The following is a 17,110-nucleotide window of genomic DNA, read 5'->3' as shown; positions in this document are numbered from 1 at the left end:
AAAAAGTAGTTGGTTTTTCATTCTTCATTAATATTACAAACAGAAAGTAATACAGTGAGACTTTCTAATTACACTATATGAAATTAACTATCTTTTAACCATCGAATTACATTACAGAAGACTTACATGTTTGTAAGCTATGTGTAATGTAATTCGATAGTTTCTCTTACCTACATCTCGTACAATAAAGTTAGAAAGCAAGCCAAATAAGAAGAACACTCACATAACCAAATTACATTGCTAGTAGCTACTCTTCTTATACCTTTCACTCATGCTACTACGATGTACCCCCTTCCCCTTTATATAATAAAAAGAGCCTTAGTCCATATAGACTAAGGTTCTTTTATGAACCTCAAAATACCCCTACCTAGTATTTTTATTTTCGACAAAAAATAGGTGGGGGTATAATCTGCTATCTCATCGTTAAAAGTTTACTCTTCGCATTAATAGGAATATTTACAGCTTCAATTTCTTCAATCGCCTCTCCGTAGCGTCCTTTTGCATACACCTTTAACGCTTCATCTCTCTTTAACATATGCTTAACAGTCTTCTTTATTTTTTGTTCTCTTCCACGTTCGTCAAATGCAATAAATTCATATTCATACCACTCATCACCAATATGCTGACCAATTGTATTCACGACCGTATAGTATTCTTTCGTCTTATAAAGTGGATTATATTTATCGATAACTGGTCCAAGTTTCGTAGGCAGTAACATTACTACTATCACTATCATCGCTATTATAGTAGCGATCATTTTTTTCTTCATAATCAATCTTCCTCCTCTGCAGGATATATATACATCCATTTTAAAAAGAAGGAATAAAATCTACTATTGAATCTCATTACATTACACTTACATTTTTGTAAGAATTAAAAAAGGTGAACGAATTTACTCGTTCACCTTTTAACTCGCTTTAAAGCCACCGCCAAGTACATCACGTACATCATGAATAACAACGAAAGCATCTTCATCTACTCGACTAATAACCTGCTTTAACTTAACAAGCTCTTGTTTATTTATAACAACATATAACACTTCTTTATTTTTACCAGTATATCCGCCGCGTCCTTCTAATACAGTGACACCGCGTGTCATGTTTTTCGTAATAGTTTCACGGATTAAATCCGGTTGATTTGAAATGATTGTAACAGCTGTTTTTGTATCCATTCCTTCTACAATGAAATCAATCACTTTTGCTCCGATGAATACTGCAACAAGTGTGTACATTGCTTTTTCTTGCCCTATTATAAATACAGAACCAGCAATTACCACAATATCAATAATAAGTACGCCTTTACCAACGCTCCACCCTAAATATTGATTGGCTAACCGAGCTAAAATTGCCGATCCTCCTGATGTACCTCCAGCTTTGAACATACAGCCTAATCCGACACCGACAAATAAGCCAGCGAATAGAGCCGCTAATAACGTATCACTATTTACATGATACTCAATATGTTCCGTAACATATAAAAACAAGGATGTTTCTACAATCCCTAAAATTGTATAAACCATCGTTTTCTTATCAAAAAATTTATAACCAATAGCTAGTAAAATTGCATTTATAGCAAAGTTTACAATCCCCGGCGACCAATCAAATAAATAGTACGTAACAACCGTTAAACCAATAATTCCACCCTCTGATAAACGGTTTGGAATTGCAAAGTAATTAATACCAATTGCGAATAATAATGAACCAATTGTAATTAGTGTTATTTCCTTTATACGTTGATTAACCATAGTTCATACCTCCCCCCATTTGACATTGTATCACTATCTCCTAGAGGTTTAGAAGTTGTTTTTATTGCGCATTTTTACTCTTAAAGATCGGGATATTATGTTTAAACAAAGGGGTGATTAATTATTCATATTCGCTCTAACTGTACAGACAAATCGCTCCACATTCCCCTTCTGAATATACTTAGCTCGAATGGTTTCATGATTACAAGTACATTCGAAATGCGGACGAAAATCTATGCTATCTATATGCAAATATGAATAATCTTTAAATGTTGCAGGATAGTATGGAAATTTCCCATAAAAGAGAAGACGTCTAGTAGTAGCAGCAAAAATCCCATGTTGATACGATAGCGTAAAATTATCCTTCTCAAATATCCCTACGACAAAAGCCAAAATCTTTTCATCATCTTCTATATACTTTTTCATACTCAATAAAAGTTCATTCATGCATATCCCTCCAAATACTATTCTTGAAAAGAATCCATGGATTATTACAGACCGGTGTAACTCCTTTATAAAGTATGAAACGCGTTTCCTGTCAAAGATATTTCAAAAAAATAATCCGTTATGCAACTTACACATAACGGATTAAAACTAAACGGTTGAGCGTTCCACAAGTTCATATGGAATTTCCACCTTTTCTTGTTTAGAACTTTCATCACGTATTTGCCTGTAAAACATTTCAAAGGCCTTTTTACCTATTTCCTTTAAATTTTGATCAATGGTTGTAAGTTGTAACACTTGCGAAATAGGTTGATTATCAAAGCCAATAATCGCTAACTCCTCAGGAACTTGAATACCTAATTTTTCAGCTTCTGTCATAACCCCAATCGCAACTTCATCTCCTGCTACTATTAATGCTTCGGGAAGATACTGCATCCCCTTTAATTTATGAGCCACTTTCACACCATCTTCTAATGTAAAACATTCTGTAAAAATCCATTCTTCATTCACTTCCTCATCTATAGATTGCAATTGCTGTTTATAAACATCAAAACGTTTTTGACTACTCGGACCTAATTTCCTTCCCGTACAATAACCAATTTTTTTATAACTTTTCTCAATCAAATAATCCATTCCTAATTGAAAAGCTGCCGAATGATTCGTATATACACTTGAGATATTTGAAATATCATTATCTTCACAAGCAACGATTGTCCCATAGGAAGCATACGGCTCTATCGTTTCCCAATCATTCGCACGAGAACAAATAATAAGGCCATCCAATTGTTTTGTTTTTAACATATGTAAACTTTTCATTTCTTCTTTTTTATTATAATTCGTTTGGCAAAGTAGCACTCTGTAATTATGAGCTAACGCCACCTCCATCATCCCGCCCACCATCGCATCAAAACATGGATGATTAATATACGGTAAAATCACACCAACAATATTCGTTTTCCCTTTTGATAAATGAACGGCATTTGCGTTTTGTGAGTAATTCAACTTCTCAACTATCTCCATAACCGCTTTCCTTTTTTCTTCACTTACATATGGGTGATCATTCAACACTCTCGAAACAGTCGTAACTGAAACTCCCGCCATCTTTGCAATATCTTTAATATTGGCCATACACTCACCTCTACTTTTAACTTAATGAATTCCACGAACATATGTCAAACTTTCTCATCATTACACCTTCATTTGTTTTTCTTACAAAAGTGTAATTTTCCTGTAAGCTAATTCGATAGTTACTCTCCTCAATATTTCATACAATTAAGTCAGAAACAGGACAACAACTATTCGAAAAGGAGCGGATTCATATGATGAACAAAATGAAATCAAACAATTTTTTAAATACAATGGGCATGGTATTTTCCGCTCTAATCGATGCTAAAGCTGTTGCTTCTACATTAAACAAGTAAGGAGAATGTATGATGAATAACATCACTTTTAACAAATTAGATTTTTTAGGACTAGCTAGTGGCTCTCTTCTTCTTACTGCTTTTATTTACGCCGCTACGCTTGTATAACTTTTGTGTCTCCTTTCCCCTTTATTATAAATAGTAATAGAAAAGACGACCGTCTATGCCCGGTCGTCTTTTCTTACTTTTGATTTGATTGCAAAGTTTCCTTTAGCTCATCAAACTTCTCATTTAATTGATCTGTCATCATTTTCATAGCTGTTTTTCGATCTATTTGTTCTTCCGCATCAATTTGAATTGGATCTCCAAAAATCAATTGCGCCTTTTTCCCTTTTATTAATTCTTTCACACTCGATGGACCAACATAAGCTGCCGGTACTAACGGGACATTAGAACGCAGTGCAATCGTAACAGCCCCAGCTTTTAATGAAACGTCTTCTGTTGATCGTGTCCCACTCGGAAAAATCCCTACTACTTTCCCTTCTTTTAATAGGCGTGACGGAATTTTGAGTGTACTCGGTCCTGGATTCGCACGATCTACAGGGAATGCATTCACATTTTTAAAGAACCAGTTTTTGAATTTCCCTTCAAATAATTCTTTTTTGGCCATGTAATGAATTTGGGTCGGGTACATCCCTGTAGCTAACATTAATACATCCATAAAACTTGTATGTGTACACGCAACAACATATGGGCCGCCTTCTGGTAACTTTTCTCTTCCTTGCACTTCTACTTTCCCAGCAGTTTTAAATATATATTTTAACAAAAATGTAATTGGTTTATACATTTGTTTCGTTCCTTTCTGAACATCCGAATTATAGTCATTCTCTTACAATGATTATAACACTAAGTTTTAGGAGTTGGTAATAAAAATAAGTATTAATTGTTAAATTTCAATTCTTACAAAAGTGTAATTTTCTTGTAAGCTAATTCGATAGTTACTTCCCCAAATATTTCATACAATTAAGTCAGAAAGAAACAACAACTATTCGAAAAGGAGCGGATTCATATGATGAACAAAATGAAATCAAACAATTTCTTAAACACAATGGTCATGGTATTTTCCGCTCTAATCGACGCAAAAGCTGTTGCTTCTACATTAAACAAGTAAGGAGAATTCATGATGAATAACATCACTTTTAACAAATTAGATTTTTTAGGATTAGCTAGCAGCTCTCTTCTTCTTACTGCTTTTATTTACGCTGCTACGCTTGTATAACTTTGTGTCCCCTTTCCCCTTTATATAGAAAAAGACGACCGTCTATGCCCGGTCGTCTTTTTACATTTTTCTTTCTTTTAACTCTTTTAAAAGCTGTATCATTTCAGCTTGTTGTTTTATCTTCTTACGACCATTTCGGTTAATTGCTGCAAGCTCACAAGCAACTCCGACGGCGAAGAAAAACAATAAACTTTCTAACATGTGAAATCCTCCAATTGCCTATTAAACAGCTTGACGTAATTGCTCTTCTTGTAAAATTCGCTTGTTTATATTTTCTTCTTTTCTCTGACAAACGTTATTGCGAATAAGTGCTGCAATAACAAGTAAAGTCCCTATAATATCAAAAATCGTTATTCGATATCCTTGCATCATCATAATAACTAAAGTCGTAATCGGTACAAAATTAATAAATAAAATCCCATTAATGGACGATAAAATTTTCACACCATAGTTCCAAGCAAGTAACGCTACGATACCTGGTAATGTCATCATAAACAATAAATCATATTTCACGATAGAAATCGTTCCCATACTCGGAACCGATACATATCCAAGCGATGTAATTATTACAGTTATAATCCCTGTGACAGTCGTACCGAATACACACGTCAACGTAGAATAACGTAATGTTGACCAGTCGCTACACGTTTGACCACCCATCGTATAAATCACCCATCCTACAACACCAACAAATATAAATGCTAGCGAAAACATGTTATCTTTCAACGTTAAAAAGAAACTCATATCACCTTTTGTAATAACAAATATAGCTCCTACAAAAGCAATCATCATGCTCGTTATCATATACTTTTTCGGTTTTACATGCTTATAGCCCCATAGAATACAAATAGAAATCATCGGCATAAGCGCTTCCATAATGGAGGCTACCATCACGCCTGATTTTCCCATTAACATTTGACCTAAAAATATAAGTACATTATATACAGTAAACGCCATCGTTCCGAAAAAGACGAGTAACTTTCCTCTTCCCTCTAAACGAAATGCCTGCTTTCCTTCTTTCGCTAACAACAATACAACCAGTACGATTGCCACCGCTCCATAGCGAATAAGCGAAAAATAAAATGGATCTATGTATTCTAGTGCATGATCAGCAACCGGAAACATTGCTCCCCACGACATACTTGCAATTAAACACGCTAAAGCCCCTATTATCATTTGACCTTTTTTCACCACAATCCCCCACTTCTTTCTATTTGCACAAAGAGAATTGTAAAAGAAAAAATATATCACGTAAAATGATTCAAAATGATGTTAACTATCACTTATAATGATAGTTAACATCAAGGAGGAGCATAAAATGGAATTAAGAGACTTACAAATCTTCCAAAGCGTTGCCGAACAAGGCAGTGTAAGTAGCGCAGCAAAGGAATTAAACTATGTACAATCAAATGTCACCGCGCGTATTAAACAACTAGAAAATGAACTGAAAACACCGCTCTTTTATCGTCATAAACGAGGCATGACTTTAACAGCTGAAGGAAGAAAAATGCTCGTTTATGTTAATAAAATTTTGCAAGATGTTGACGAGCTAAAACAAGTATTTTTAGATAGTGAAACTCCCTCTGGCATATTAAAAATCGGTACAGTCGAAACAGTAAGTACATTACCTACCATTTTATCTTCTTACTATAAACGATATCCGAATGTCGATTTATCATTACAAGCGGGTCTAACAGAAGCATTGATTAGAGAAGTACTTGATCATCAATTAGATGGTGCCTTTATATCAGGGCCTATTAAACATCCACTAATTGAACAATACGATGTTAGTACAGAAAAATTAATGCTTGTAACACAAAATAAAGCTTTTCATATAGAAGAATTTACAACAACGCCCCTACTCGTTTTTAACCAAGGATGTGGATACCGTTCCAAACTAGAACGATGGCTTAAAGATGAAGGTTTGCTCCCAAAAAGAATTATGGAATTTAATATATTAGAGACAATATTAAACAGTGTTGCACTCGGCCTTGGAATTACACTCGTACCACAGTCTGCTGTCCACCATCTTTCTAAAGCTGGTAAAGTACATTGTCATGCAATCCCTGAAAAATATGGTAGTATTTCAACGGTTTTCATACGCCGTAAAGATAGTTATATGACGAATTCAATGCGTAGCTTTTTAAAAACAATTGAAGAGCATCATCATATCAATATGCTTTAAAAGACATTCTTACGCGAATGTCTTTTTTTCTTACAAAAGTGTAAGCCTTCCGTAAGCTAATTCGATAGTTGCAGGCGATCATATTTCCTATAATTAAGACATAAAGCAGGGCAACAACAATTCGAAAAGGAGCGGATACGCATGATGAACAAAATGAAATCAAACAAATTTTTAAATACAATGGGCATGGTGCTATCCGCACTTGTCGATGCAAAAGCTGTTGCAAATACATTAAACAAATAAGGAGAGATTATAATGAACAACATTACATTTAACAAATCAGACTTTATCGGACTTGCAAGTGGAGCTACTCTTCTTACAGCTTTCATTTACACACTTGCTCAAGGTCTTGTTTAATACTTCGTTTCCCCAAACCCCTTTATATATAGAAAAAGCTGCTCGTCTTATAGACAAGCAGCTTTTTAGTTTATTTCATATATAATTTGACCTGTTTTCGTTATATCGTATCCGCCAATTGCTTTTAATTCATTATGAAATTCTTCCGATTGTAGAATGTCTTTCACGACTTCAATCAGCTCTTCATTTTCTTTATTCTTCAAAATCACTAAATCATACTGTTCTTTCATGATTGGAATAAAATCTACATTTACAATTTGCGAAAACTTTTCTGACCCTACTCCCACATCAGCTTTTCCATTCGCAACTTGCGTGGCAACACCAAGATGATTCGATTCTTCCCATCCATATCCACTAATACGTTCTTTATTTAACTTTTGAATGCGCAATTGTTCATCGACTAACACCCTAATACCAGAACCTTTTTCTCGATTTACAAATCGTATAGATGATTGAGATAAATCAGCCCATGTTTTTATATTTTTAGGATTTCCCTTTTGAACATAAAACCCAACGTTCCTTGCTAATAAATTAATCATAGTACACGGTTGTCCAACTAAAATACGTTTTACGTAAGGAACGTTATATGTACCCGTTTCTCCATCAAACAAATGAAGACTAACGATACTTCCTTCTCCTTGATACATTTTTATTAAACTCGTTAAACTACCTTGATATGCCCTTAATATATTTGAACCTATCAGGCGATTTTCTATACGTTTTGCCAACATATCTAACGTTAGTTCTTGTCCGCTAATAATACATGTATCCAAGCCTCTACTATCTTCGCTCTTTACAGGAGTACCTTGTATTTTCCCTGTTTTCATTTGCTTTATATATTGTTCTAAATCCGTTGCATCAATGCGCATCTGTCTACCGATTCTATAAGAAGGCAGTTCTCCTTTTTTAATTAAATCGTATACAGTTAATTTTGATACTTTTAATCGCTTTGCTACTTCTTCCGTTGTGTAGGAATGATGATCCATAGACGATTCCTCACTTTCTTTCTTCATTGTAACAAAGAAAAGAATATTTCTCCTATATTTTAAAAACAACTACATCGTTCAAATTATATTCAATTATAACTAGTTATATTTAGTTATATTTAGTTATAATTAAATATGTCAAAACGAAAGGGGATTTTTTTATGAACAAGTTTACATTACGATCCATCGGAGCACTTATACTTTCTTTTCTTCTTATATTTAGTGCTGCATGTACAAGCGGCGAAAAGAAAGAGAAATCAACTGCTAAAGAAGGAAAAACAGTAGAACTTACTATATCAGCTGCTGCAAGCTTACAAGATGCACTAAAAGAAATTGAAACAAAATATAAAGAAAAAGAACCTAATATTAAACTTTCTTTTAACTTCGGTGCTTCTGGTGCACTTCAACAACAAATTGAACAAGGTGCACCTGCTGATTTATTCTTCTCAGCAGCCGAAGATAAATTCCAAGCTCTTGTTAAAAAAGGATTTATTAATGAAAAAGAAGGGAAAAATCTTCTTGGAAATGAACTTGTTCTAGTCGCCCCAAAAGATAGTTCTCTTACAAAAATTGAAGATTTAAAAGATGAAAAAATTAAGAAAATCGCACTTGGTACACCTGAATCAGTACCTGCTGGAAAATATGCAAAGGCTTCTCTCACACATGAAAATCTATGGAATGATATTCAAAATAAAATCGTATTTACAAAAGATGTTCGCCAAGTGTTAACATATGTAGAAACAGGTAATGTCGATGCTGGTATTGTATACAAAACAGATGCTCTTATTTCAAACAAAGTAAAAATTGGTGAGACAGCAGCGGCTACTTCTCATGAGCCAATTCACTATCCTTTAGGCGTTATAAAAGAATCTAAGCACAAGAAAGAGGCGACCTCATTTTATGAGTATTTGCAGTCAAAAGATGCACAATCTATCTTTAAGAAATATGGATTTACAGTCCTATCATAATTGCCATGAGCTTTGATGCTATTTTGTCACCAATCTTTCTATCTTTACGAATAGCTGCATGCGCCACCATTATCGTTACAATTTTAGGAACGATAATCGGACGAGCGCTAGCACGCTCCTCATGGAGATATAAAGTAATATTAGAAACTATTTTCTTATTACCAATGGTACTTCCGCCAACTGTAATCGGCTTTTTTCTCATTATCATTTTTGGAAATAATAGTCCCATTGGAACGTGGGTAGAATCAATATTTCAGCAGTCTATTATGTTCACATCTACTGCTGCTATCATCGCTTCTACAGTTGTTGCATTTCCGCTTATGTACCAATCAGCAAAAACAGGTTTTTCTATCGCGAATGTACAAATTGAAGAAAGCGCTCGTGATCTTGGTGCAAGTGAATATCAAGTTTTTCTAAACGTCACGCTTCCGCTTGCATTTCCTGCATTACTAAGCGGAATGATTTTGAGCTTTGTTCGTGCACTAGGTGAATTTGGTGCTACACTCATGTTCGCTGGGAACATCCCCGGTAAAACACAGACAATCCCAACTGCAATTTATATGGCGATTGATGCAAGTAATATGCAACTCGCTTGGACACTAGTAGTTATCACTATTAGTATGTCACTCCTATTTCTGCTATGTATTCAGCTTATTAATAAAAGAATTACTAAATCTTAAAGCAGCTTTTGTCGAAGCTGCTTCTTTATTTCTTAGGAAATAAAATATGCCATTGGGAAATAACTGAATTTTACCTTTTATTAAAATATACATTTTATTTGAATTCACTTTCTAAAATAGGCAATTTCCTGTTATTATATGGAGGTGTTTCAAAAATTGAAGAAATGAAAACGCATTTATATCGTGAATTCTTCATCCTGTTTTAGCGATCGGTAATCTTCTACTCTACTAGTGGGGCATTACCGATCGTTAGAACGATATGTAATTATATTGGTATAGAAAACCGAAGGGAGTCTTGTAATGGACATTTTATTAGCGCTTCTTCCTGCAATTGCATGGGGAAACATCTTATTAGTAAGCGTAAAAATGGGCGGTGGTGCATATAGCCAAACGGTAGGTATGACAATCGGTGCTCTATTCTTCGCAACAATTATGTATGTATTTACTCAACCAGCTTTAACAATGACAGTCTTAATTGTTGGTTTTATTTCAGGTTTATTCTGGGCATTAGGACAAGTAAATCAATTAAAAACAGTTGAAAAACTAGGTGTTTCAACTACTGTAACAATTTCTACTGGTATGCAACTTGTTGCAACTTCTATCTTTGGGGTTATCGCTTTCCGTGAGTGGACTACTACAACAACGATTGTTCTGGGAACGATTGCAATCCTATTAATCGTAGTTGGTGTTGTATTCACATCACTAGATGACAAAGAAAATGCACAGCCACCAGGACAATTGAAAAAAGGACTTCTTACTTTAATTGTTTCTACTTTCGGCTACCTTGTATATGTAATTATTATTCGTTGGTATAATATCGATGGTTGGTCTGCTATTTTACCACAAGCAGTTGGTATGTTTGTTGGTGCGGTTGTATTGACATCTAAACATAAACCATTTAACAAATATGCAATCCGTAATGCTTTATCTGGTTTACTATGGGGAACTGGAAACTTATTCTTACTTCTTTCATTACCACGTGTCGGAGTAGCAACAAGCTTCCCATTATCTCAAACTGGAATCGTTATCTCAACATTCGGTGCGATTGTCTTCTTAGGTGAAAAGAAAACAAAACGTCAATTGATCTTTATTGCACTAGGTAGTGTTTTAATTATCGGCGGTGCTGTATTGTTAGGTATGACAAAAGCATAAACTTATAATCTATTAAGCCCTGAAGCAGTTATGCTTCAGGGCTTTTTTATTACAACTATTTTTTAAGTATAATAATTTTTATAACCTTATTTATATTAACCCTCCTCCCTACATTTCCATCCTTTTCACAATAAGTCTTTTCTTTTTACAAAATTCTCTTAAAAATGGTATCGTTTTTTATAACATATCTCCACTAGAAAGGAATAAAGGATATGCTAACTAAACATCGAATTTTATTTATTGGTGCTGGTCGTATGGCAGAAGCTATATTTTCCGGATTACTTAAAACAAGCAGAGAATACATCGAAGAAATTATCGTTTCTAACCGAAGCAACGTAGAAAAGCTAAAGGAATTACAAGGGCGATATAATGTGTCTACTACAACAGATTGGAAGCAGCATGTTTCATCTGTTGATACGATTGTTTTAGCAATGCCGCCTTCTGCACATGAAGAATTATTAGCAGAATTATCTCCGTTACTATCGAATCAACTTGTCGTAACGGTAGCTGCTGGCATTGGTCCATCTTATTTAGAAGAAAGACTTCCCGAGGGGACACCTGTTGCTTGGATTATGCCAAATACAGCTGCTGAAATTGGCAAGTCTATCTCCTTATATACAACGGGACAATCAGTAAACGAGATGCATCTGGAAACCTTGCAACTCCTTTTAAGAGGCATTGGTACTTCGCAACTTTGTACTGAAGAAGAAGTTCATCAGCTTACTGCAGTTACTGGAAGTGCACCAGCTTTCCTTTATTACTTTGCTGAAAGCTTAATTGAAGCAACAAAAAGTTATGGAGTCGATGAAGCAACTGCAAAACACCTTGTCATTCAAATGATTTCTGGCTCTGCTTCTATGCTTGAACAAACGCAAGATCCAGCTAACCTCCGCGAACAAGTAACAACACCAGGTGGTTCCACAGCTGAAGGTCTCAAAGCTTTATATGAATATAATTTTTCAGAGGCAATTCAAAAAGCAGTAGAAGCAACAAACAAAAAAGCTAGGGGGAAATAATATGAATTTAACAAGTTTAAAAGACTATACAACATTACATAACGGTGTAAAAATGCCTTGGTTCGGTTTAGGTGTTTTTAAAGTAGAAGATGGTTCAGAAGTAATTGAATCTGTAAAAGCAGCAATTAAAAATGGCTACCGCAGCATCGATACTGCAGCAATCTATCAAAACGAAGAAGGCGTTGGACAAGCGATCCGTGAAGCAGGTGTTTCACGTGAAGAATTATTTATTACATCAAAAGTATGGAATAGCGATCAAGGATATGAAACAACACTTCAAGCATTTGAAACTACATTAGAAAAATTAGGTCTAGAATATTTAGATTTATATTTAGTACATTGGCCTGTAAAAGGGAAATATACTGAATCATGGAAAGCGTTAGAAAAACTTTATAAAGATGGCCGTGTTCGTGCTATCGGTGTGAGTAATTTCCACATTCACCACTTACAAGACGTATTTGAAATCGCTGAAATTAAGCCAATGGTCAATCAAGTGGAATACCACCCACGTTTAGCACAAGAAGAATTACACGCTTTCTGTAAAGAACATAACATCCAGCTTGAAGCTTGGTCACCATTAATGCAGGGACAACTACTGGATAACTCCACATTACAAGACATTGCGACAAAATATAATAAATCAACTGCACAAATTATTTTACGCTGGGATTTACAAAATGAAGTTGTAACAATCCCTAAATCTATTAAAGAACATCGCATTATTGAAAATGCAAATATATTCGATTTTGAATTAAGTGCTGATGACATGAAAGCAATTCAAGCTCTAAATGAAGATCGTCGCGTCGGTCCAGATCCAGATAACTTTAACTTCTAGTAGAAAAACCACTGCCATATGCAGTGGTTTTTCTCGTTAAATAAAACTGAAAATTTAAACTATATTCCAATCGGTTGACACTTCATCATCCAAGGTGTAAGATTTTGAATTATCAAAGAAACACAAAAATTAATAAAATTTATTCGTTTACTCATTGTATCAAGAGAGGTGGAGGGACTGGCCCTTTGAAACCTCGGCAACAGGTTCATTTTGAATACTGTGCCACTTCCTGCAAGCATTGTGCTTGAAAGATAGAATGAGGGACTTCGTTTATATACGGGTGCATAACTTGTACGTAAAAATCCCTCTTTCTCAATATGAAAAGAGGGATTTTTTATTTTTCATTTCCCTCATCATCATCCAAACTTAATTATTTAGGAGGAAAATCAAATGAAAAAGAAGTTTGTACCCGGTATTGCATCAGTTGTAGGAGTAAGTATTTTATTAACTGGTTGCGGTAGTTATAAAAACGAAGCAAGCGGAGCAAATGCAAAAGACGAGGCGCCTAGTAAACAGGTTTTAAACTTATCTTCACCTACTGAAATACGAACAATGGATACAGCTCGTGCTACAGATACTGATTCTGGCCAAGTAATGAGAAACGTATTTGAAGGTTTGTATAATCTTGGTGAAGGTAACAAACCTGTCCCTGGCGTTGCAAAATCTCATGAAGTAAGTGGCGATAAAACGAAATACACATTCCACCTACGAGATTCAAAATGGTCAAACGGCACTCCTGTCACAGCAAAAGATTTTGTCTTCGCTTGGCAAAGAGCTGTTGATCCAGCAACAGCCTCTGAATATGCATTTCTATTCTTTGATATTAAAAACGCAACAAAAATTAACAACAAAGAACTTCCAGCCGATCAACTTGGTGTAAAAGCAATTGATGACCATACGTTTGAGGTAGAACTGGAACGTCCTGTTCCGTACTTTATAAGCTTAACAGCGTTCCCAACATTTCTACCAATTAACGAGGAATTCTTTAAAGCACAAGGTGATAAGTATGCGTTAGAAGACAATACAATTTTGTACAACGGAGCTTTTACACTAAGCGATTGGAAGCATGAGCAAAGCTTTAAATTTAAGAAAAACCCTACCTATTGGGATAAAGATACTGTCAAACTGGAAGAAATCAATTTTAACGTCGTAAAAGAAAAATCTACAGAAGTAAATTTATTCGAGTCAAAACAATTAGATCGTATCAAACTAACATCTGACTTCGTTGATAAATATAAAAAGGATGCTAACTTTAAAGAACGGCCAAACGTAGGGGTACAGTTTCTACGTATGAATCAACAAAACAAGGTACTTCAAAACGTTTCTGCACGCCAAGCAATCGATCAAACAATTGATCGAAAATCCTTTGTAAATACGTTATTAAATGACGGCTCTACACCAACCTCTAGTCTCGTGCCGAAAAACTTTGCAAAAGGACCTGACGGAACAGACTTCCGTGCTGCAAACGGCGATTTAACAAAGGTTGATACAAAATCTGCTCAAGAATTATGGAAAAAGGCTAAACAAGAGCTTGGTTCTGAAAAGATAACATTAGAATTATTAACAAGTGATGCTGACCTTGATAAGAAAACTGGTGAGTTCTTAAAAGGACAACTAGAAAAGAATTTAGATGGATTAACAGTAAATATAAAGCCCCAACCACGTAAACAACAAGTTTCACTTTTATTAAAAGGTGACTACGAAATTGGAATTGACGGCTGGAGCCCTGACTTTGCTGATCCAATTACATTCCTTGAGCTATTTACAACGAATAACCCTTACAACTTAGATCATTACTCTAATAAGGAGTTCGATGAAACAATAGCAAAAGTGAAAACAACTTTAGCCGGTGATGAAAAATCTCGCTGGGAAGCATTACTAACATCCGAGAAAATATTATTTAAAGACTCTGTTATCGCTCCTCTTTACCAAAAAGGCGAATCTTATTTAGAACGTTCTTATGTGAAAGGGATTGTGCAAGTAGACTTTGCAGGTCAATTAAACTTCAAATGGGCAAAAATTGAAAAATAAAGCGAAACTTTAATCAGTGGGTTTTTCTTCATCCCCCACTGATTATTAGCCCACACCAATTGTTTTTTTAGCAAAACATATTAAAAGCAGATTCCCTAATACGAGGAAATCTGCTTTTTTAATATATTATTCTAAGAAATTAACAATCTATTTTTATTATTGACATATAGTTCTTTCCAGTGTTAATATTCTAAATAATCAAAGAAACGAAATATTTCACCATCAAAATATAACGTCTACTACGTTGAAACATATAACGATAGATTATAGTTCAACATGTATATACATATAGAACACCTGATTACCTACATACACATATCTATAATAGGTTTTCTCTTCTTCTATAGCTACACTTCAAAACGTGGACATTACGACGTTACGAACAACACATTTAGGGAGGAACGAACAATGAAGAAAAAAGTTGTACCTGTTGTTGCATCTGTTTTAGGGGCAAGTCTATTACTAACTGCTTGCGGGGGAAATAAAGATCATGCAAGCGGAGCGAAAGCAAATGATAAAGCAAATGATAAGCAGGCAATTAACTTATCATTCGCTTCAGAAATTCCAACAATGGATGTTGCAAAAGCAACGGATGGGGAATCCATGAGCGTAATGCGAAATGTTTTTGAAGGTTTATATGCAATGGGAGAAGATAACAAACCAATTCCTGGTGTTGCTGAGTCGGTTGATCTTAGTCCCGATAAAACAAAATATACATTCCACCTGCGTGATTCAAAATGGTCAAACGGTACTCCAGTTACAGCAAAGGACTTTGTCTTCGCTTGGCAACGTGCCGTAAATCCTGATACAGCAGCTGAATATGCATTCTTATTCTTCGATATACAGAATGCGAAACAAATAAGCCAGAAACAATTACGAATTGATCAACTAGGGGTCAAAGCTCTTGATGATAAAACGTTAGAAGTACAACTAGACCGTCCTGTTCCCTACTTCTTAAGCTTAACGACATTCTCAACATTCTTACCAATTAATGAAGATTACTTAAAATCTCAGGGCGATAAATATGGTTTAGAAACAAATCATTTAATTTACAACGGTGCTTTCACATTGGATAACTGGAAACACGAGCAAAGCTTCCAATTGAAGAAGAACCCTAACTATTGGGATGCTAAAACTGTAAAATTAGAAGAAATCAACTTCAATGTCGTTAAAGATAAATCTACAGAAGTTAACTTATACGATTCAGGACAAATTGATCGCGTTGCTTTAACTGCGGAGTTTGTTGATAAATATAAGAGCGATCCAAACTTCAAGGACCGCGCTGAAGTTGGTATTCAATTCTTACGACTCAATCAAAAAAATGAAACATTAAAAAATCAACATGCACGCCTTGCTATTAACGGAGCAATGAATAAAAAAGCATACGTAGAAACAATTTTAAATAATGGTGCTGTTCCAGCTGAAGGAATGGTTCCTGCGAAATTCGCGAAAAGCCCAGAAGGCACCGACTTCCGTAAAGAAAATGGAAACCTAGTCAAAGATGATGTGAAAACAGCAAAAGAAAACTGGCAAAAAGCGAAACAAGAACTTGGTACTGACAAAGTAACAATCGAACTATTAACAAGTGATAATGCTTTAGCTAAAAAGACTGGTGAATATTTAAAAGGTGAACTAGAAAAGAATCTAGATGGATTAACAGTGACGTTAAAACCACAACCACGTAAACAACAGCTGAAACTACTATTAAGTGGTGACTATGAAATCGGTATTGATGGCTGGGGCCCTGACTTCGCTGATCCAATTACATTCTTAGATTTATTTACAACAGATAGTGCTTATAACTTCGATAAATACTCTAACAAAGAGTATGATGAGCTCATTCATAAAGTGAAAACAGATTTAGCTGGCGATGAAAAGGCTCGCTTTGAAGCATTGAAGCAAGCTGAAAAAATCCTATTACAAGACGGTGCTGTCGCTCCTTTATACCAACAAGGTCGTTCTTACCTACAACGCGGATTTATTAAAGGGCTTGTAACAACTGACTTCGGCGGTGAATTCAACTACAAGTGGACAGAAGTTACAAAATAATAAAATAAAAAAGGTATCCAATC

The 17,110-nt window shown here is 35.0% G+C and carries 19 protein-coding genes and 1 riboswitch; of the genes, 11 read left to right on the top strand and 8 right to left on the bottom strand.

The window, feature by feature from the left end; translation table 11 throughout:
* Positions 1 to 412: 412 nt before the first annotated feature.
* The 4 genes from QCI41_RS19145 to QCI41_RS19130 all read right to left on the bottom strand — a co-directional run bounded on the left by QCI41_RS19145 (position 413) and on the right by QCI41_RS19130 (position 3,316).
* Positions 413 to 769: a YxeA family protein gene (locus QCI41_RS19145; protein WP_000728373.1), complete on the bottom strand. Its 357-nt coding sequence runs from the start codon at positions 767 to 769 to the stop codon at positions 413 to 415.
* Between the two features lie 138 nt (positions 770 to 907).
* On the bottom strand, positions 908 to 1,744 hold the full coding sequence (locus tag QCI41_RS19140) for a YitT family protein (protein WP_000248044.1): 837 nt from the start codon (positions 1,742 to 1,744) through the stop codon (positions 908 to 910).
* Between the two features lie 117 nt (positions 1,745 to 1,861).
* Positions 1,862 to 2,191 carry a PH domain-containing protein gene (locus tag QCI41_RS19135; RefSeq protein ID WP_353836914.1) on the bottom strand — a complete coding sequence of 110 codons (330 nt, stop codon included), beginning with the start codon at positions 2,189 to 2,191 and terminating at the stop codon, positions 1,862 to 1,864.
* A gap of 147 nt (positions 2,192 to 2,338) precedes the next feature.
* Complete coding sequence (locus QCI41_RS19130; protein ID WP_353836915.1) at positions 2,339 to 3,316, bottom strand: LacI family DNA-binding transcriptional regulator; 978 nt, start codon at positions 3,314 to 3,316, stop codon at positions 2,339 to 2,341.
* A 305-nt stretch (positions 3,317 to 3,621) separates the two neighbouring features.
* On the opposite strand from QCI41_RS19130, the gene QCI41_RS19125 reads away from it, so the two are divergent.
* A complete protein-coding gene (locus QCI41_RS19125; protein ID WP_001060007.1) occupies positions 3,622 to 3,717 on the top strand; it encodes a DUF3948 family protein in 96 nt (31 codons plus the stop codon).
* Positions 3,718 to 3,790: 73 nt separating this feature from the next.
* Here QCI41_RS19125 and QCI41_RS19120 read toward each other — a convergent pair whose 3' ends face one another.
* Positions 3,791 to 4,396 (bottom strand): lysophospholipid acyltransferase family protein, encoded by a 606-nt coding sequence (locus QCI41_RS19120; RefSeq protein WP_000277788.1) that lies wholly within the window; start codon positions 4,394 to 4,396, stop codon positions 3,791 to 3,793.
* Between the two features lie 336 nt (positions 4,397 to 4,732).
* Here QCI41_RS19120 and QCI41_RS19115 point away from each other — a divergent pair, with 336 nt between their 5' ends.
* Positions 4,733 to 4,828 carry a DUF3948 family protein gene (locus QCI41_RS19115; RefSeq protein WP_001060011.1) on the top strand — a complete coding sequence of 32 codons (96 nt, stop codon included), beginning with the start codon at positions 4,733 to 4,735 and terminating at the stop codon, positions 4,826 to 4,828.
* Positions 4,829 to 4,888: 60 nt separating this feature from the next.
* Here the strand turns inward: QCI41_RS19115 and QCI41_RS19110 are convergent, their stop codons facing one another.
* On the bottom strand, positions 4,889 to 5,029 hold the full coding sequence (locus QCI41_RS19110; protein ID WP_000894068.1) for a YrzO family protein: 141 nt from the start codon (positions 5,027 to 5,029) through the stop codon (positions 4,889 to 4,891).
* 21 nt (positions 5,030 to 5,050) lie between these two features.
* Positions 5,051 to 6,019 carry a DMT family transporter gene (locus tag QCI41_RS19105; protein WP_353836916.1) on the bottom strand — a complete coding sequence of 323 codons (969 nt, stop codon included), beginning with the start codon at positions 6,017 to 6,019 and terminating at the stop codon, positions 5,051 to 5,053.
* A 127-nt stretch (positions 6,020 to 6,146) separates the two neighbouring features.
* On the opposite strand from QCI41_RS19105, the gene QCI41_RS19100 reads away from it, so the two are divergent.
* Together QCI41_RS19100 and QCI41_RS19095 are read left to right on the top strand one after the other, a co-directional pair.
* Positions 6,147 to 7,013, top strand: coding sequence for a LysR family transcriptional regulator (locus QCI41_RS19100; RefSeq protein WP_046960213.1), 867 nt, complete (start codon positions 6,147 to 6,149; stop codon positions 7,011 to 7,013).
* A 255-nt stretch (positions 7,014 to 7,268) separates the two neighbouring features.
* The gene (locus tag QCI41_RS19095) at positions 7,269 to 7,370 is read left to right on the top strand and encodes a DUF3948 family protein (protein WP_001060018.1); all 102 of its coding nucleotides are present in this window, start codon (positions 7,269 to 7,271) and stop codon (positions 7,368 to 7,370) included.
* A gap of 65 nt (positions 7,371 to 7,435) precedes the next feature.
* On the opposite strand, the gene QCI41_RS19090 is transcribed toward QCI41_RS19095, so the two are convergent.
* Positions 7,436 to 8,383 (bottom strand): substrate-binding domain-containing protein, encoded by a 948-nt coding sequence (locus QCI41_RS19090; protein ID WP_353838816.1) that lies wholly within the window; start codon positions 8,381 to 8,383, stop codon positions 7,436 to 7,438.
* 134 nt (positions 8,384 to 8,517) lie between these two features.
* Here QCI41_RS19090 and modA point away from each other — a divergent pair, with 134 nt between their 5' ends.
* The 7 genes from modA (at position 8,518) to QCI41_RS19055 (ending at position 17,087) form a co-directional block, all read left to right on the top strand.
* Positions 8,518 to 9,324, top strand: a complete 807-nt coding sequence (gene modA / locus QCI41_RS19085) for a molybdate ABC transporter substrate-binding protein (protein WP_353836917.1) — start codon at positions 8,518 to 8,520, stop codon at positions 9,322 to 9,324.
* Positions 9,325 to 9,329: 5 nt separating this feature from the next.
* Complete coding sequence (gene modB / locus QCI41_RS19080) at positions 9,330 to 10,004, top strand: molybdate ABC transporter permease subunit (RefSeq protein WP_353836918.1); 675 nt, start codon at positions 9,330 to 9,332, stop codon at positions 10,002 to 10,004.
* Positions 10,005 to 10,304: 300 nt separating this feature from the next.
* Complete coding sequence (locus tag QCI41_RS19075; RefSeq protein ID WP_000353549.1) at positions 10,305 to 11,156, top strand: GRP family sugar transporter; 852 nt, start codon at positions 10,305 to 10,307, stop codon at positions 11,154 to 11,156.
* 212 nt (positions 11,157 to 11,368) lie between these two features.
* Positions 11,369 to 12,172 (top strand): pyrroline-5-carboxylate reductase, encoded by an 804-nt coding sequence (gene proC / locus QCI41_RS19070; protein WP_353836919.1) that lies wholly within the window; start codon positions 11,369 to 11,371, stop codon positions 12,170 to 12,172.
* 1 nt (position 12,173) lies between these two features.
* A complete protein-coding gene (locus QCI41_RS19065) occupies positions 12,174 to 13,007 on the top strand; it encodes an aldo/keto reductase (RefSeq protein WP_060486400.1) in 834 nt (277 codons plus the stop codon).
* Between the two features lie 153 nt (positions 13,008 to 13,160).
* Positions 13,161 to 13,265, top strand: a riboswitch (SAM riboswitch).
* A 132-nt stretch (positions 13,266 to 13,397) separates the two neighbouring features.
* Positions 13,398 to 15,038 carry a peptide ABC transporter substrate-binding protein gene (locus QCI41_RS19060; protein ID WP_353836920.1) on the top strand — a complete coding sequence of 547 codons (1,641 nt, stop codon included), beginning with the start codon at positions 13,398 to 13,400 and terminating at the stop codon, positions 15,036 to 15,038.
* A 408-nt stretch (positions 15,039 to 15,446) separates the two neighbouring features.
* Complete coding sequence (locus QCI41_RS19055; RefSeq protein WP_353836921.1) at positions 15,447 to 17,087, top strand: peptide ABC transporter substrate-binding protein; 1,641 nt, start codon at positions 15,447 to 15,449, stop codon at positions 17,085 to 17,087.
* The last annotated feature ends 23 nt before the right edge of the window (positions 17,088 to 17,110 follow it).

The sequence above is a fragment of the Bacillus cereus group sp. MG4 genome, from assembly GCF_040460055.1.
Taxonomy (GTDB): Bacteria; Bacillota; Bacilli; order Bacillales; family Bacillaceae_G; genus Bacillus_A; species Bacillus_A wiedmannii.
Note: the sequence above shows the minus strand (reverse complement) of the source record. Positions and strands in the feature narration are given on the sequence as shown.

Coding starts and splice junctions, on each gene's coding strand:
- QCI41_RS19145 (WP_000728373.1), bottom strand. CDS start 769: ATGAAGAAAAAAATGATCGCTACTATAATAGCGATGATAGTGATAGTA.
- QCI41_RS19140 (WP_000248044.1), bottom strand. CDS start 1,744: ATGGTTAATCAACGTATAAAGGAAATAACACTAATTACAATTGGTTCA.
- QCI41_RS19135 (WP_353836914.1), bottom strand. CDS start 2,191: ATGAATGAACTTTTATTGAGTATGAAAAAGTATATAGAAGATGATGAA.
- QCI41_RS19130 (WP_353836915.1), bottom strand. CDS start 3,316: ATGGCCAATATTAAAGATATTGCAAAGATGGCGGGAGTTTCAGTTACG.
- QCI41_RS19125 (WP_001060007.1), top strand. CDS start 3,622: ATGAATAACATCACTTTTAACAAATTAGATTTTTTAGGACTAGCTAGT.
- QCI41_RS19120 (WP_000277788.1), bottom strand. CDS start 4,396: ATGTATAAACCAATTACATTTTTGTTAAAATATATATTTAAAACTGCT.
- QCI41_RS19115 (WP_001060011.1), top strand. CDS start 4,733: ATGAATAACATCACTTTTAACAAATTAGATTTTTTAGGATTAGCTAGC.
- QCI41_RS19110 (WP_000894068.1), bottom strand. CDS start 5,029: ATGTTAGAAAGTTTATTGTTTTTCTTCGCCGTCGGAGTTGCTTGTGAG.
- QCI41_RS19100 (WP_046960213.1), top strand. CDS start 6,147: ATGGAATTAAGAGACTTACAAATCTTCCAAAGCGTTGCCGAACAAGGC.
- QCI41_RS19095 (WP_001060018.1), top strand. CDS start 7,269: ATGAACAACATTACATTTAACAAATCAGACTTTATCGGACTTGCAAGT.
- QCI41_RS19090 (WP_353838816.1), bottom strand. CDS start 8,383: ATGAAGAAAGAAAGTGAGGAATCGTCTATGGATCATCATTCCTACACA.
- modA (WP_353836917.1), top strand. CDS start 8,518: ATGAACAAGTTTACATTACGATCCATCGGAGCACTTATACTTTCTTTT.
- modB (WP_353836918.1), top strand. CDS start 9,330: ATGAGCTTTGATGCTATTTTGTCACCAATCTTTCTATCTTTACGAATA.
- QCI41_RS19075 (WP_000353549.1), top strand. CDS start 10,305: ATGGACATTTTATTAGCGCTTCTTCCTGCAATTGCATGGGGAAACATC.
- proC (WP_353836919.1), top strand. CDS start 11,369: ATGCTAACTAAACATCGAATTTTATTTATTGGTGCTGGTCGTATGGCA.
- QCI41_RS19065 (WP_060486400.1), top strand. CDS start 12,174: ATGAATTTAACAAGTTTAAAAGACTATACAACATTACATAACGGTGTA.
- QCI41_RS19060 (WP_353836920.1), top strand. CDS start 13,398: ATGAAAAAGAAGTTTGTACCCGGTATTGCATCAGTTGTAGGAGTAAGT.
- QCI41_RS19055 (WP_353836921.1), top strand. CDS start 15,447: ATGAAGAAAAAAGTTGTACCTGTTGTTGCATCTGTTTTAGGGGCAAGT.